At 41.2% G+C, this 15,880-nt stretch carries 16 protein-coding genes; 5 read left to right on the forward strand and 11 right to left on the reverse strand.

Annotated features, from left to right (window positions below; translation table 11 throughout):
• Window position 1: 1 nt before the first annotated feature.
• From RV00_RS05510 to RV00_RS05525, 4 genes are read right to left on the reverse strand one after another with little or no spacing between them, the layout of a single operon-like run.
• Window positions 2-829, reverse strand: a complete 828-nt coding sequence (locus tag RV00_RS05510; RefSeq protein ID WP_071861614.1) for a carbohydrate ABC transporter permease — start codon at window positions 827-829, stop codon at window positions 2-4.
• The gene (locus tag RV00_RS05515) at window positions 826-1,779 is read right to left on the reverse strand and encodes a carbohydrate ABC transporter permease (protein WP_071861615.1); all 954 of its coding nucleotides are present in this window, start codon (window positions 1,777-1,779) and stop codon (window positions 826-828) included. Before RV00_RS05515 ends, RV00_RS05510 begins: the two co-directional genes overlap by 4 nt.
• A gap of 13 nt (window positions 1,780-1,792) precedes the next feature.
• Complete coding sequence (locus RV00_RS05520) at window positions 1,793-3,073, reverse strand: ABC transporter substrate-binding protein (protein ID WP_071861616.1); 1,281 nt, start codon at window positions 3,071-3,073, stop codon at window positions 1,793-1,795.
• Between the two features lie 14 nt (window positions 3,074-3,087).
• Window positions 3,088-4,524 (reverse strand): glycoside hydrolase family 32 protein, encoded by a 1,437-nt coding sequence (locus RV00_RS05525; RefSeq protein ID WP_071861617.1) that lies wholly within the window; start codon window positions 4,522-4,524, stop codon window positions 3,088-3,090.
• Window positions 4,525-4,682: 158 nt separating this feature from the next.
• On the opposite strand from RV00_RS05525, the gene RV00_RS05530 reads away from it, so the two are divergent.
• Window positions 4,683-5,708 (forward strand): LacI family DNA-binding transcriptional regulator, encoded by a 1,026-nt coding sequence (locus RV00_RS05530; RefSeq protein WP_071861618.1) that lies wholly within the window; start codon window positions 4,683-4,685, stop codon window positions 5,706-5,708.
• 501 nt (window positions 5,709-6,209) lie between these two features.
• On the opposite strand, the gene rlmH is transcribed toward RV00_RS05530, so the two are convergent.
• The gene (gene rlmH / locus RV00_RS05535) at window positions 6,210-6,689 is read right to left on the reverse strand and encodes a 23S rRNA (pseudouridine(1915)-N(3))-methyltransferase RlmH (protein WP_071861619.1); all 480 of its coding nucleotides are present in this window, start codon (window positions 6,687-6,689) and stop codon (window positions 6,210-6,212) included.
• A 443-nt stretch (window positions 6,690-7,132) separates the two neighbouring features.
• Here rlmH and RV00_RS05540 point away from each other — a divergent pair, with 443 nt between their 5' ends.
• The gene (locus RV00_RS05540) at window positions 7,133-8,437 is read left to right on the forward strand and encodes a S1C family serine protease (protein ID WP_071861620.1); all 1,305 of its coding nucleotides are present in this window, start codon (window positions 7,133-7,135) and stop codon (window positions 8,435-8,437) included.
• A gap of 102 nt (window positions 8,438-8,539) precedes the next feature.
• Here the strand turns inward: RV00_RS05540 and ytpR are convergent, their stop codons facing one another.
• The 3 genes from ytpR to RV00_RS05555 all read right to left on the reverse strand — a co-directional run bounded on the left by ytpR (window position 8,540) and on the right by RV00_RS05555 (window position 10,240).
• Window positions 8,540-9,148, reverse strand: coding sequence for a YtpR family tRNA-binding protein (gene ytpR, locus RV00_RS05545; protein ID WP_071861621.1), 609 nt, complete (start codon window positions 9,146-9,148; stop codon window positions 8,540-8,542).
• A gap of 270 nt (window positions 9,149-9,418) precedes the next feature.
• Window positions 9,419-9,874 (reverse strand): universal stress protein, encoded by a 456-nt coding sequence (locus RV00_RS05550; RefSeq protein WP_071861622.1) that lies wholly within the window; start codon window positions 9,872-9,874, stop codon window positions 9,419-9,421.
• Between the two features lie 9 nt (window positions 9,875-9,883).
• Window positions 9,884-10,240, reverse strand: coding sequence for a thioredoxin family protein (locus tag RV00_RS05555; RefSeq protein ID WP_276327092.1), 357 nt, complete (start codon window positions 10,238-10,240; stop codon window positions 9,884-9,886).
• A 145-nt stretch (window positions 10,241-10,385) separates the two neighbouring features.
• On the opposite strand from RV00_RS05555, the gene RV00_RS05560 reads away from it, so the two are divergent.
• Window positions 10,386-10,718: a PepSY domain-containing protein gene (locus RV00_RS05560; RefSeq protein ID WP_071861623.1), complete on the forward strand. Its 333-nt coding sequence runs from the start codon at window positions 10,386-10,388 to the stop codon at window positions 10,716-10,718.
• Between the two features lie 50 nt (window positions 10,719-10,768).
• On the opposite strand, the gene RV00_RS05565 is transcribed toward RV00_RS05560, so the two are convergent.
• The 3 genes from RV00_RS05565 to pepV all read right to left on the reverse strand — a co-directional run bounded on the left by RV00_RS05565 (window position 10,769) and on the right by pepV (window position 14,244).
• Window positions 10,769-11,662 (reverse strand): SDR family oxidoreductase, encoded by an 894-nt coding sequence (locus tag RV00_RS05565; protein WP_071861624.1) that lies wholly within the window; start codon window positions 11,660-11,662, stop codon window positions 10,769-10,771.
• 86 nt (window positions 11,663-11,748) lie between these two features.
• Complete coding sequence (locus RV00_RS05570; protein ID WP_071861625.1) at window positions 11,749-12,669, reverse strand: nucleoside hydrolase; 921 nt, start codon at window positions 12,667-12,669, stop codon at window positions 11,749-11,751.
• Window positions 12,670-12,831: 162 nt separating this feature from the next.
• Window positions 12,832-14,244: a dipeptidase PepV gene (gene pepV, locus RV00_RS05575; protein WP_071861626.1), complete on the reverse strand. Its 1,413-nt coding sequence runs from the start codon at window positions 14,242-14,244 to the stop codon at window positions 12,832-12,834.
• 345 nt (window positions 14,245-14,589) lie between these two features.
• On the opposite strand from pepV, the gene RV00_RS05580 reads away from it, so the two are divergent.
• Window positions 14,590-15,429 (forward strand): NAD(P)H-hydrate dehydratase, encoded by an 840-nt coding sequence (locus RV00_RS05580; RefSeq protein WP_071861627.1) that lies wholly within the window; start codon window positions 14,590-14,592, stop codon window positions 15,427-15,429.
• Window positions 15,430-15,431: 2 nt separating this feature from the next.
• The gene (locus RV00_RS05585) at window positions 15,432-15,866 is read left to right on the forward strand and encodes an acyl-CoA thioesterase (RefSeq protein ID WP_071861628.1); all 435 of its coding nucleotides are present in this window, start codon (window positions 15,432-15,434) and stop codon (window positions 15,864-15,866) included.
• Window positions 15,867-15,880 lie beyond the last annotated feature (14 nt).

Raw genomic sequence — 15,880 nt, forward strand, 5'->3', positions numbered from 1 at the left:
TTTATCCTTTCGTTGCCCCAGCTGTCATACCCGATGTTACCCATTTATTTAGTGAGAAATAAATCAAGATTGGCGGTAAAATCGCAATAGAAATCGCCGCATAAGTTGCGCCCCAATCCACATTTCCAAACGCTCCCACGTAATCCTTCAAGCCCATAGTGATCGTTTTAGCAGACGAATCACTGATAAATGTATTAGCAAATATGAAATCGTTCCAAATCAAAATGCTGTACATTGAGGCGATCGTGATCATAGTATTTCTTGCCAACGGTGCGACGATCTGTAAAAAGACCCGATACGGTGAACAGCCGTCTACGATCCCTGCTTCGATCAGTTCATCTGGAACGAAATTGTAGAAATTAACAAACATCATGACAGATAGTGGCAAAGCAAACCCAACCTGCGGCAAAACCATCGCCATGCTTGTGTTCAAAATACCGATTTTGCTATAAAAAATGAATAGCGGAATCAGTGTGATTTGAACGGGAACCATGATGCCGAACATGAAAAATGAATAGATTTTTTTGCTATGTTTATAGCGAAATTTTGATAGCGCGAATCCGATCGTTGAACTCAGTACTAAAATCAGGACCAGTGAAATCATTGTAATCTTCAAGCTATTCCACATATATCCGCCTATTACCCCATCACCCAGCACATTTTTATAGTTCTCAAATGTCACAGCTTTGGGCAATGAGAATGGCGTCGTCGATAGTTCTACGGAGTCTTTCAAACTTGCGATGAACAGCCAGATCACAGGATAAATCTGTATGATCAAAAAGACGATCAATAAAAGGATAAACAGGTATTTTATTGCCTTCTCTTTCATTCCGCCACACGCCCTTCCTTGTTATTTTTGCGTTTACTTAATGCCAGTGCCTGCTTTGCTGCCTTCTTCTGTGCCTTCACATCATAGTTTTCGAATATTTTTCTTAAGACAAAGATGATTAATACGCTCTCTATGATGATGAAAACAGCCAAGGCACTTCCATATCCATATTGATTATTCGTAAAAGCCTGTTTATACATATAGGTGGACATCAATTCACTTGCATTTCCCGGACCGCCATTCGTTAGCAGATATGGGATATCAAATCCTCTCAACGCACCAGTCAAACACATCGTGAAGGTGAGCAGCAAAATGTCTTTGATCATCGGAATCTTGATTTTGAAGAGAATTTGTAGTTCGGTTGCACCATCGATCTTTGCCGCTTCGTAGACCGATTCGTCCAATGAGACCAGCGCAGCATAAAAGATGACCATGTACATCCCGATGAAGCGCCAACCTTCTGGAATCGAGACGGAACTCAACACCGTATTCAAATTCGTTAACCAGGAAGTCGCTACACCTTCTAAGCCTACTGCCGATAAAATCTGGTTCAGCAAACCTTCTGGCTGCGTTGAATAGATACTTCTAAAGAGTTGCGCGATGGCAACTGTCGTAACGATACATGGAACATAATAAAGCGTCTTGACTAAATTCGCCCTTTTTTTCAAGTAAGTCAGCAACACCGCAAATAGTAAACCAATCGACAATTGAATAATGACAACGATCACTAAATAAATCAGATTATTCACTAACGCTTTATAAAACACCGGGTCCTGAAAAAGCCGCTTATAATTATCCAAGCCAACAAACTGTTGCGGAGTGATCCCGTTCCATTTGATAAAGCTTAAACGAAGCGACTCTGTGATTGGATAAAAGACAGAGAGCAGATAGAACAGCAGCCCAGGTATTAGAAAAACGAAAAATGCTTTCTTATCACGTAAAACACCCATATTTTTCCCTCCATTATTGATCTGTAACGTTCACTTTGATCGAGTCATCGATCATTTTGACAAAATCCTGAATTTTCATGTCTCCCGAGCCTACAAGTAACAAGTTGTCTTGAACGATCGTATTCGTTGAAGAATCCAGATAGGTATCCCATGGTTTCATAAATTGTTCCCCAGTGTTATCCATATCTTTTCGAATTCTCAAGTATAAACTTGAATAATCGACATCTTTTGGCAACTCCGTTTTAATTGGGGACATCTGCATTTTCTTCGTGTAAATATCCGCGTAATGATCAAGCACATATAAGAGAAAATCCTTCGTCTTTTCATCGAAAGTTTCAGCGTTGAAGGCCATGCCGATCCCAGAGTTTACACAAAATTCATTGGCTGCTGTCACACTGTCCTTCGTTGTCGGCATATAAAAATAATCAATCTCTCCCGCGTCGTATTTCTCCTGCATGGCGCTGATCTCCCAGTCACCGATATAATACATCGCTGACTTTCCATCTAAAAACATGGATTGTGCTGTTGCGTAATCGGTGGCAGAAAAACCTTCATTGAAGTATTGCCCGATCTCTTTTACAAACTTGACCGAATCAATCCCGGTCTGACTAGACATTTTTTCTTTTCCTTGACTCATATTCTCAATGAACTGATTTCCTGTTTGTCTGAAAGCCGGCATTGCTAAGTAGCGTTGGACCGGCCAGCGATCGATTCCATCTACAGAGATTGGCGTCACGCCTGCTTCTTTCAGTTTTTTACATGCCGCTAACCATTGTTCGAAGGTTTTCGGAACACTGATTCCATGTTGAGAAAACAATTTTTTGTTGTACCAGATCATCTCGACATGGTATTCCAGTGGAAGCGTGTACATCGAGCCATCCGAAAATTCTTGGTATTTTAATGCTGTCGGGTAAAAGTTCTGGTAGTAGTCATTCTTTTGCAGAAATTTTTTCATGTCTACGAGCTTCCCTGCTTTGACAAGCTCTTTTGCGTAAAGGTCTGGATCGGTGTCAATGATATCCGGCATGTTGTTGCCGGCAACCAATGTTTTTAATTTCTGTAAATACGAAGGTCTATCCGCAGTAGTTTCAAAATCAATTTTCCACTTCCCGCCTTTTTCCTTGCTGTATTGATCGGCGATTTCTCGCATGGTCTCGTCGATTGCCCCGCCGACTGGTCGAGAAGTCAGCCATTTGACTGTCGTAGTGGAGGTATCTTCTTTTTTCCCTCCACAGGCTGCTACCATAAAAAGAACGCCCAAAAGACTAACCAAAACTCCAACTTTTCTTATCATGGAAGAATCAACTCCTATTCTTTTATCTCGATCTCATGCAACGCTACTTCCCCTTGAACCACGTATACCCCTAGTTTTTTGCCGCTGTGATTGTACAGTCTCGTCGATAACGCAATTTCGTCGTTTATATAGACGACACAGATGCTTCCTTCTCGCAATAGCTGCACATGATAGTGCGAGGCTTTCGGTAGAAGCCGGCTCGTCTCAACTTGGTAGGGGATGTCTCCTTTAATTTGCCACTGATACTCGCCTTTTTCAGCACGTGGCCACAGATCCCACGCTATCAGCTGTTGTTCCGGCAGCATCCGTAAGAAATAGCCCGTTTCCATCCCTTCATCCACATGAAGGGCAATCCCAAACTCTTTTGCCTTCAAAACGTCAAAGTCCACTGTCACTGAAAAGGTGTCGGATGGACTATCGAACAGCATGGCTCCTAACGTGTCGCTTGCGACCTTATTTTTATCATTACTATGATCATTATAAAAAACTGGGGCGGATATCTCCGATTTTTCTTTAAAGAATTCACCAACCGAATCAATCATCACAGCCTTCAGTTCACCAGTTTGAGGATTTTGGATCAATTCGTGGAAAACCATTGTTCCTCCCCAGTCCCAGGGACCAAAGTCCGTCTCTCCCTCTTTTGTCGCAACCCATCCAAAAGCAATTCTTCTTTTTCCATCTGAAGCTGTTTTGATCGCATAGTTAGCTCGTGTATCAAACACGTCGTCTGCTGGAATAATCCACGGACCCTCTAAGCTTTTTGCGTAGCGATAATGTGTCGTAAAGCGGTCTGAAAATGTTGAAAATACTAAATACCAGTAATCCCCCATCTTAAAGACCTCTGGACACTCCATCGTGATGTACATCTTCGGATCATAAAATGGTTCGCAATATTCCCAAGTCTCCAAATCTTTCGACTTCGATAAGGAGATGCAGCCGCCTCTCAGATCTCCCGCCCCTTGACGTCTAGATGCCAGCAACATGAAGTAGCATTGCTCTTCCTCTACCCAAAAAACGAAAGGATCGCGCCAGTCAAACTCTTCATAGATCTTCCCGTCAGATGGAAATAGAAAATTTGAATCTGTCTTGAGCTCGTACAAGCTTTCGCCGACCGCCTTCATGACTAGCTGGACGCTCTTTCCATTTACAAAAGGCTTGTTCTCATTAAAAGCAGTATAAAAAGCATGATACTTGCCTTGAGCGTCTTTTATGATTGAACCTGTGTAATTATTGAGGTTGTAAGATTCCTTCGTTCCCCGTTTGATTGCTTCTCCTTGATAATCCATCTGGACAAAGTCTTTGGTTGTTGCTAAATGCCACGTTGTTTCTTCAGCATATTTTCCCTTGATGATTCTTGGATCATGCAGATAGTACGCATAAAATGTTCCTTCCTCATAATACGGGATCAAGTCCCCCACCCACGCATTCTCCGGTCGATAAAATAAACTCATTCAGCATCTCTCCTAAACTTAATTGATCATTTAACACCTTTAGAATAATTTTGGTAGCGCTTAATCACAAGCGTTTTTCACTTTTTTGTGCATTTTCGTGCAAATAAATATTGCTTTTATGTGCATATGTGGGTATACTGCCTGTGGGAGGGTGAAAAATGAAATGTACGATCAATGATATTGCTAAAGAAACCGGATATTCAAGAAATACTGTTTCAAAAGCACTCAAGAACGATCCTCAAGTATCTCAGCGAACAACGGAGAACATTATAAAAAAAGCCGAATCCATGGGGTATTTTATGAAGGAAGAACGGACAAAATACAAGATCGATCAGGGAAATATCTTGTTCCTGAATATCAATCATGCAAAGGATTCTCAATTTTGGAGCAATGTTTTGACGGGGATCGAAATGGTCCTTTCCGAAACGAATTACCAGTTGACGATCGCAACGTTATCGAAAGAGGATATCGAGGAAGGGCATTTGCCTGAGGCGGTCTACAGTTCGAATACGAAAGGTATCATTGTGGTCGAAATGAATTTCCGGCCGGTTTGGGATAAGTTATTGGAGACCCACCTTCCGATAGTTACGGTGGATGCGCCAAAAAATCCTAATTATTTGATTGGAAAGTGTGACATTGTTATGATGGAAAATCATTCCAATGTTGAACGAATCACTGAATTACTCATTCAAAAGGGCTACTCAGATTTTGCCTTTATTGGTGATTTGTATTCACCTAATACAGGGCTTGGCTTTATGGAGCGTTATTATGCCTTTTTCAATACGCTGAAAAAGCATGAACTGGAAATCAATAGTCCCGCTTCGATTCTCAAGGACACAGACACGATTTTTGAGAATTTTGAGAAAATCAAAGAATTGCTCAATTCCATGAAAAAAGTGCCAGATGTCTTCTTGTGCGGAAATGACTGGCTAGCGATCCAATTGATCTACGCCTTGCAAGCGCTGGGTCATAGAGTACCGGACGATGTCAACGTGATTGGGTTTGATAATATCCCGAACTCCGAGCGAATTTTGCCGGGCTTGACCACCATCGACACACCGAAAATCTACTTGGGCAGAAAAGCCGCGCACCTCATTATGGATCGCTTGTCTGAACCTGATATTCCCTTTTCAATTTCCAAATACTCGACTAAGTTGATTATTCGAGAATCTACTAATTTATAATAATCCGTATAAAATAATACATATTTTTGTAAAAATTATTTTTTGCTTATATTTAGAAAAACACACTTAATCTTATGAAAAAGGCCCGTCGCATCATGCTATACTCGCTATAAAGTAGACAGAGTAAAAACAAAAGTACAGATCTACTTTATAGGGAGCCTTTGTATGTCTAAAAAAATATTCATTCTGTAGAAGAAAAATATCACATAATATTAGAGATTCTCGAATAGTTCTAATCGTTACACAGATTACTAAAACATATTCTGTTTCTATAAAAACTATTAACGATTAGATTCACAAGTCCAATATTGCTGGTTAGAAAGGTTCCTAGAATCAAAAAAATGGACGATACGGTAATAAACTGATATAACGACCCGTTTTGACCGTCATCAATAAAAGATGGTAGTAAATATTTCGGATAACCGCTAACTCCTCCGTATCATCCCTCTGCGGTTGATTGTTAGAAATCCCGTCAAATCAACAAAATTTATAAAAATATCATCATTTATGATATGGCTCCCCCGCATTTATCCTCATTGCGCGATAAATCTGCTCCACCAGAATCAGCCGCATCAACTGATGTGGATAAGTCATTTTACCGAAAGACATTTGTGCATTGCTGCGTTTAAGTACTTCATCACTTAACCCTAACGATCCACCAATAACGAAGACAAACTGACTATTACCGCTGGTCTGCAACTTATCTAATGTTGCGGCAAATTCTTCACTGCTGGGATTTTTTCCATTGATGGCTAAAGCAAAGACGTACTCGCTCTCTTTGATTTTGGCAAGAATTCGTTCACCTTCTTTCGCTTTGACTTGGATCATTTCAGCTTCGCTGAGTTTTTCTGGTGCTTTTTCATCGGGAACTTCCACTAATGAAATTTTGCAATATTTTGATAGGCGCTTCGTATATTCGGCAATGCCTTGGACAAGGTATTTTTCTTTTAGTTTTCCCACGGATATAATTTTAATGTTCATCAGTTTTCTTCCTTTGATTGTTTTATTTAGTCGGTCTTCGTATTTTTCCTATGTAGCCCTAGATAACTACTTTTCCACTGCAATTTGATTAAGCAAAGCAACTCAGCATATTTTTTCCACGGATTTATGCACACTAATCACAGGTTTATCCCCAGCTTTTGGCTTATTTTTTCCTGTTTTAGGGGTGTTTTTGAATACAAACGTATGTTTTGCACCGGCTTATCCCCTTTATCCACATTTATGTTAATAACTTTTTTAAGTTCTATTGACAAACTTTTTCCTTAGTTTTCCACGATGGCTGTGGAAAAAATTTTTTTCGTCATTTATCCATAATTTCTTACAATTCTTTTTCATAAAAAAGTCAAATCAGTATAGTAGACTTAACTTATAGCAAAACACTATACTTAATATAACTTAATTTATAGCAGAGGTGGAGAAAAAATATGGCAAGAAAAGATATTACACCGACTCCTAGAAAGTCTGGTGGTTTCTTCAGACGTTTTGGTCTAAGTTTACTTGGTGGCGTGATCGGCGCGGTTTTGACGATCGGCGTTTTTTATGTCGCGAATGGTTCCTTGTTATCCCCTGACAACCAAAATGCTAGCGGATCACCAAGTGCTGGCAATACAAAAGTCAGCAACATGAAGGTGGATGTGAATTCTGATGTGACTGAAGCGGCTGGTAAAGTGCAGGATGCGGTTGTTTCTGTTATCAATTTACAAAAGCAACAATCGCAAAGCGGCTTAGGTGGCTTCTCAGATATTTTTGGTAATGGAAGCGAGCAAGAACAATCGGATGACAGTGGAAAATTAGAGGAATCTTCTGAAGGTTCCGGCGTTATTTACAAGCGTGAAGGCAACACAGCGTACATCGTAACGAATAATCACGTGGTAGAAAAACAAGATGGCCTTGAAGTCTTGTTAAAGGATGGCTCAAAAGTGAAAGCCTCTTTGGTCGGTACTGATTCTTATACTGACTTAGCGGTTTTAAAAGTGGAATCAGACAAAGTTGCTGACATCAAACCTGCAACATTTGGTGATTCAAGCAGCTTGAAAGTCGGCGAACCTGCGATTGCTTTAGGCTCACCATTAGGTTCTCAGTATGCAAACTCCGTAACGTCTGGGATTATTTCATCGTTAAATCGCCAAGTCATCAACCAAAATGAAGATGGTCAGACAGTCAACATCAATGCGATCCAAACGGATGCAGCGATCAATCCAGGGAACTCTGGCGGCCCGCTCGTCAATATGGCTGGCCAAGTGGTTGGGATCAATTCCAGCAAGATCGTCCAAACAGAATCAAATGTCAGTGTTGAAGGTATTGGTTTTGCGATTCCAAGTAATGATGTCGTGAATGTCATCAATCAATTGGAAAAAGATGGCAAAGTAATTCGTCCAGCATTAGGGATTACAATGGTTAACTTATCCGACCTTTCAACGGAACAATTACAAGAAATCGTTAAAATTCCAAGCTCTGTGACTCAAGGTGTCGTAGTAGCCAGCGTTCAGTCATCAACCCCAGCGGATCAAGCTGGTTTGAAGAAATATGATGTCATCACAAAAATTGATGATACGGATGTTTCTACCGGTGTAGAACTACAATCAGAATTGTACAAGCACAAAGTTGGCGATACCGTACAAGTCACTTATTACCGGAAAGAGAAAAAAGAGACAGCTTCAATCAAATTGAGTCTCGATGCAAACTCATTAAAATCCAATAGCCAACAACAACAAAATAATAATCAATAAACAGGAATTAAGAGCTGCGAGGATTCGCGGCTCTTTTTTCTGTCTTCAGGCAAATAAAGAAAAAAAGCCCAGAGTAAACTTCCTCTGGACTTGATTGCTCAATTATTTTCCTACTTCGAACTTTTCGCCAGTCTTAGCACTCTCGTCTAAAACTAAAATCCCTTTTTTCTCTGGCGCATTTGGTAAATGCAATTCCTTCGCGGAGCAGATCATGCCATAGCTTTCCACGCCTCGTAGGCTGCCTGGCCAAATCATCATACCATCTGGCATCATCGCACCGGGTTTGGCTACAACGACTTTTTGACCTGCTTCGATATTGGCTGCGCCACACACGATTTGTAATGTTTCGCCGTCGATCTCTGTTTCTGTAATATGCAGATGGTCAGAGTCGGGATGATCGACGCAGGTTTTTACATAACCAACCACAAATTTAGGAGCCAGATCCGCGACTAAACGCTCTTCAAAGCCGGTTAATTTTAATTGCTCATTTAATTGGTCGATTTCTTCTTCTGTCAGTTCTACTTGCCCATTGCCTTTGATTGACAAATATTCTGAAACATCAAAAAAGTTCCAAGCAACGGTGGTACCTTCTACGGTTTGTACACGAGCGATATTGCCTTTTCGTTCGACTCGATTTTCTTTATTTTCATCATTCTTGACGATTACCATTAAGGTATCGCCGACATTCTTTTTATTATACGCAAAAATCACGCTGCTACCTCCAGTCATAGTCCTCTCGTATCTTAACAAATCTAGCGAACCTTGTGCATGAGATTTTTTTCATTTCTAGTTTAATTTTCAGCAAATTGCTTGAGCCACTAGTTTCATTGCAAAATAAAAAGCTGAGACATTAAAATAATTCTCCGCTCCCTTTTGAAAATAAACGGTGTGATAGAAGTAGCTTCTTCGGAAATAAGCCGAAATTTTTGAAATTCCTTCTTATTTCTTGAAGCTGAACACTTCTATCCCACATTCATCCTTTTATTTTGTCGTTGGATGTACGATCAGTACGTCACACAAGGCTTCCTTGATGACATAACTGGCGACACTTCCCGTCATAAAACGTTCCACTGCGTTTAACCCAGACTGACCAACCATAATTAAATCAATATCATATTTCTTCGGTAATGTTTGGGCCATTGCTTCTTTAGCTGATCCGTAAGCAATGATTCCTTCGATTTTATTGTAGCCAAATTCCTTACCTACCGCTTTACACTCATTGATCAAGTCCTTGGCATCGGTAGTTAATTGGTCCATAATATTTTCATTCAATGGAGAATAGCTCATGAATGTATAGATTTGATGATCGATCACATTGGCCACATAAACCGTTCCGTGGTTTCTTTTCGCGACGTTCAATGCTTTTTTGAAGGCCTCCATTGCTTGATCACTGCCATCGATTCCGACTAATATATTTTGATATGATTGTGTGAACATTCCGATCTCCTACCCTTCCACTCGTTGCAAGAAGCCAGCGATTTCATCTTTTGTTTTACGATTTTTATTGACTAAACGACCCATTTCCTCGCCGTCATTAACTACAACAAAACTAGGAATCCCAAAAATATTCCATTCTGCAGCTACATCGATGTATTCATCTCGATCGACTTGAATAAATTGAAATTGAGGAAACGCTGCTTCGATCTCCGGCATTTGCGGCTTGATAAAGCTGCAGTCACCACACCAGTCAGCAGTAAAGAAAAACACATTCTTGCCTTTTTCCGCATAACCCGCTAATTCTTCAATACTTTTAGGGATAATCATTCCGTCACGACCTTTTCTTTTACTACTTTGATTATACACGTTTCCGACTTTTTGAGAAAGAAGAGGCGTCTATCCTAGATCAATAGCGAACAAGAACGTGTTCAAAAAAGATTGGCGCATGTTTTTCATTTCCGGGGTATCAATGGTAAAATAAAGCGAACAGACTGAAAGAGGAGGCAAGACTATGAGTACAGCGAAAAGATTCGCTCAAGGACTGGCTATCGGCTCGTCAATCGGATTAGCTGCAGGAGTTGCGACAAATCACTACTATCGAAAAAAGCAAAAGCTTTCTCCTGACAAAATCTTACATCAAATCAAGGCAGACTTTCTAAAAGAAGGCCCGATTGAAGGCTCTTGGATCTCTTTTGAGACCGAACGCATGCAAAAATTCGCGATTACAATGGATGTTCTTTCTGGTGGGATCACTCGTACCGAAGACGATCAATTAGTCGCCTATGAGTTTAAAGCGGACGCGAAGACCGGTGCCGTTCTAAGTATTGACCGTGTGATTGAATAAGTAAAAGCTCTCAACTTTTCAAAAAGTTGAGAGCTTTCTTTCTTCTTATCTTATAAATTGATCGGTTCGCCGCCGGTCACTCCATAAATTTGCGAGGTGACATAGCTAGCATCATTAGACGCTAGAAACACATAAACTGGGGCTAGCTCTGCAGGCTGTCCCGCGCGTTCTAGTAATGAATCCTGACCAAATTCCGGCAGTGCATCCTTTGGTTGTCCTTGATCTAATTGCAGCGGTGTCCAGATTGGACCTGGTGCCACACCGTTGACGCGAATGCCTTTTTTCGCTAGCTGTGCCGCTAAGCTGACAGTGAAATTCGCAATAGCAGCCTTAGTTGTCGCATAATCCATTAAATGGTCGCTAGGGTTGAAGGCCTGTACAGAAGTCGTTGTGATGATACTGCTGCCAGCTGGTAAATGAGGCAACGCCTTTTGAACGAGATCAAACATTGAAATAATATTGACCTTGAAGGTGTCTTCTACTTGCTTGATCGGCAGTTCTTCGATTGACGGCTGCGAGATTTGCTGAGCAGCATTCAATACCAACGTATCCAATCCGCCAAAGGCCTCCACAGTTTTTTCTACCATTTCCTTCGGAGCCTGATCTTCCCGCAAGTCATAAGGTAATAACAAGGCTTTTCTGCCCGCTTTTTCGATATATCCTGCGACTTCTTTGGCGTCCTTATCTTCTCCCGGAAAATAATGAATCGCCACATCCGCGCCTTCTCTCGCATATGCGATAGCAGCTGCGCGGCCGATTCCAGAGTCTCCACCAGTGATCAGTACACGGCGATTTTCTAATTTTTTGTTTCCAACATAGCTTTCCTCACCACAATCTGGTTTCGGTGCCATCTCATCTTGTAGTGCCGGAGTGTCTTGATCTTGCTTTTTAAACTTATGCTCGTGAAACATTTTTCTCGGGTCGATTAAGTTGGGGTCAGTCATTTTATCTCCTCACTTTCTACTATAAGCTTAATAGATAATCAAAAAGATGAAAAATATTTTGCTTATTAGCTGAAAATGAAGCTATATCAAACTGTTTTTGCCAAAGAATCAATGAACCACTCTTCAAATTGGTTTGCATCCACGTTGATTGCTACTTCAGCATTAGCAGGTAGCCCTAGGAAATTTTCCAGATCTATTAAGGAAGCACCGTAAGTTAATGAGGCGACCGTTTCGATCTCTACTCTAGTAACGACTAACGAAAAGATTTCCGGTTTTACGATCAACGCAATGGCTAAAGCATCGTACATACTCAATCCTTCCAAGAAGCTGCCGCTGCGGTAATGAGTGAATAGCCGATAGATCATCTCGCCGATTTCACCAAATCCTTTGATTTTTTCTGAGGTGGCTGGCATGATCTTGGCTTGGTCCCCTACTTCTAACGGCGCAACTTGGATTGGCACACCGCTATCAAAGACCATCTTCGCCGCTTCTGGATCAGCCGCAAAGTTAAACTCTGATAGAACGCCGGAATTGCCTCGACCAAGACTACCGCCCATCACGACAATCCGCTCGATTTTCGGCAAATCTTGTGGATATAAATGCAGGAATAAAGCGATATCCGTTAAGGGACCGATCCCGACTAAAATCGTTTGCTCAGCCGCTTGGCTAACCACCTCGTGCATCGCCGCCACCGCTGTTTGAGCAGTCTCCGCAAAAATCCGCGGCTCAGGAAAATCATAGCCATCCATGCCTGACGCTCCATGAATTTCACTCGCATCAATCCGTTCACGAACTAACGGCGTTTGACTACCTAAAACAACGCGTGGTTTCTTTTGATAAAGGGTCAATAATTTCTCAGTGTTGGCTTTTGTATAGGCTAAACCGACATTACCAAAGGTCGGGCAAATCAATTTCACCTCTAGTTCTTCACTAAAAAGGGCTAAAGCTAGGGCGACGGCATCATCGATCCCCGGGTCGGTACTGATTATGATTGATTTTTTGTTCATAGGCTCTCCTACTTTCTATTTCTCAAAAATATCATACAATAGCCGGCTTTATTTCGCCAATCAGCAGTCAAAAAAAGAGCTGGGAGATTATTAATATAATCCCAGCTCTTATTTACATATAAATGGTGATCCAGAAGTAGCTTCTGTCTCAACCTCATTAATTTATTTTACCAAACGATAGATCGCATCTGCATAGATCACTGCAGAATTCAAGATGTCTTCTACTGACATGTATTCGTTCGCTTGATGCATCGTATCTTCAAAACCTGGGAATTGAGCGCCGTAAGCGACACCACGCTCTAGTAAACGACCGAATGTTCCGCCACCGATGACCATTTCTTCCCCTTTGATACCCGTGTGTTCTTCAAAAGTATCTAACAATGTAGCAACCAATGGATCATCTGCTGGTACATAGTGAGGCAGCATGTGGTGTCCACCTTGTGTGACTTTCACATCTGAGCCGAATAGTTCATCTAATTTGGCTTTGATTTCTTCAGCCGTTGTGCCTTTAGGATAACGGAAGTTCAAAGTGATATGGTTGTCATTGTCTTGACCATCTTTGAAACTGAAGATTCCGGCATTCATTGTCACTTCGCCCATTTTTTCATTGTTGAAAGCGACGCCTAATTTTTTACCATAAACATCTTCATGGATATAGTTTGCACTGTTTTCGATGAAGGCTTTCGCCCCTTTGTCGAAGTCATAATTATTTAAGAAGACTGCTAAGAATGTTCCAGCATTGGTACCTAGTTGAGGGCTAGCGCCGTGGGCAGCTTTACCATCTAAGTGTAAAGTAACTGTATTGCCTGATACTTCCGCTTTTCCGCTAACTGGATTGTTTTCTACATAGTCGGCAAATTCTTTCGCTAATTTTTCAGCAGCGTCGCTATCTGCAACTTTAACTTCTGCTACCGCATTGCCAGGAACCATGTTTTCACGAAGTCCAGCTTCGAAGTTCACTAACACGTAGGCTGTTCCGTTTGTTCCGTCAAAATGAGGAATCATTGTTACGTTCCCTTTTTCACCGTTGATGATTGGGAAGTAAGCATCTGGCGAGAAGCCAAAGTCAGGTTTTTCTTCATGTTCGAAGTAGTAGTCCATATCTCCCCAGCCGCTTTCTTCATCAGTACCGAAGACGAAACGAATTTTTTTAGAGATTGGCAAACCTAATTCTTTAATAATTTTTACAGCATAATAAGCTGCTACAGATGGGCCTTTGTCATCGCTTGAACCGCGAGCGTATAATTTTCCGTCGCGAATTTCTGGTTCGTAAGGATCTGAATCCCAACCGTCACCAGCAGGTACTACGTCTAAGTGACCGAAAATTCCTAATGTTTCATCGCCTTCACCAAAATCAAAATGGCCGGCATAGTTGTCGACATTTTTAGTTGTGAAGCCATCGCGTTCTGCGATTTCAAGCATTTTTTCTAATGCTTCCACCGGTCCAGGCCCGAATGGTGCTTCTTTGGTTGCCTTGTCGTCTTCACGTTCACTTTTAATACGTAATAAAGTGAATAGATCCGCTAATAGATCGTCTTTGCGTGCTTCGACTTCTTTTTTAAAATCGATTGTCATTGAAAGATTCCTCCTTATTCGTTTTAATGAATTAATTTTTCAAGGAAAAATTAGTTCGATTCGAATGCCGTATATCATTCAACTAATCCATTCACATAAATGATACTCTCTACTTTTGAAACTTTTTTATTTCTTACGTAAACTGCGAAAAGTTGAACTGACACCCTTTAATTAAAACCATTATAATGATAGCATTCTCTGGGCTATAATAAAAATGAAAACTCTTTAATAAATGCTAGGAAAGACGCGACTTTTTCACGTATAATGAGAACCATAATGAATTTTTTCGATTGAGCCACTAAATAATCGTCAAAAAAAATTTACTTAATGAAAGCGGGTGACAAAATGACGCAATTAACGGAAGAAATTTTACACCAAGTGATTACCTCACGACCTGAAAATTCTCACAAAGGAACCTTTGGGCGAGCAGTCTTAGTCGGCGGCAACGCTCAATATGGTGGTGCAATCCTTATGAGTGCGGAAGCCTGTATTAAAAGCGGCGCTGGACTGACGACCGTCATCACTGCCGAAAAAAATCATGGCCCTCTACACACACGTTTGCCAGAAGCGATGGCATTAGATTTTTCTGAGACAGCTTTGATCCATGAAGTACTAAAGAATGCGGATATCATTTTGATTGGTCCTGGCTTGGGACTAGATAAGGACGCACTGATCCTGCTAAAACGAATTTTAAAAAATCAACGGCAAGATCAATGGCTGATCATCGACGGCTCCGCGATTACTCTGTTTAGCGACGCTCAGTTATCCTTAAACTATCCAGCTCAAACCGTCTTCACACCCCATCAAGCGGAATGGGAACGTTTGAGTGGACTCGATTTCATCCATCAAACCGATGAAAATAACCGCTCTAAGCAAGTCCTTCTAGGGGCTAAAATCGTTTTAAAAAGTCATCGCACGACGATTTACGATGAGGCGGTGGCCTATTATCATAATCCTCTCGGCAATCCCGGGATGGCGACTGGCGGCATGGGAGATACCTTAGCTGGAATGATCGCCGGTTTTTTGGCTCAGTTTGAAAAAAATACGGACACGATCGGTGCCGCCGTTTATCTCCACAGTTTGATTGGCGACGAGTTAGCTAAAGAAAATTATGTCGTCTTGCCAACAGCGATCAGCAACGCTATCCCTCACTATATGAAAAAATACGCAGACGAAAGGAAATAACCATGAAAAAATATCCCGGCTACGTCCGTAAGCCCTTCTACTATGAAACAGATAAAATGGGGATCATTCACCACGCCAATTATATTCGCTGGTTTGAAGAAGCCCGTGTCGATGTGCTTTCCTTTATGAATTACCCGTTTGAAAAAATCGAAGCGGATGGAATCATGATTCCGGTCTTAGGCATCAGCAGCGAATACAAAGAAATGATCCGCTTTGGCGATGAGATCGTCATCCAACCGATCGTTACAAAATACACCGGTACCCGGATGAATTTCGAATATCGAATTTATAAAGGGGATACCTTGGCTACCGTTGGTACTAGCCAGCATTGCTTTATGTCATCCGAGACCAATCGTTTGGTCCATCTAAAAAAACAACATCCTCGATTGCATGAATTGTTTTTAGACTATTACGAATCGACGAAAGAATCGCTATAATATAGAAGAGCCTC

This window comes from Enterococcus devriesei (assembly GCF_001885905.1).
GTDB lineage: Bacteria > Bacillota > Bacilli > Lactobacillales > Enterococcaceae > Enterococcus_A > Enterococcus_A devriesei.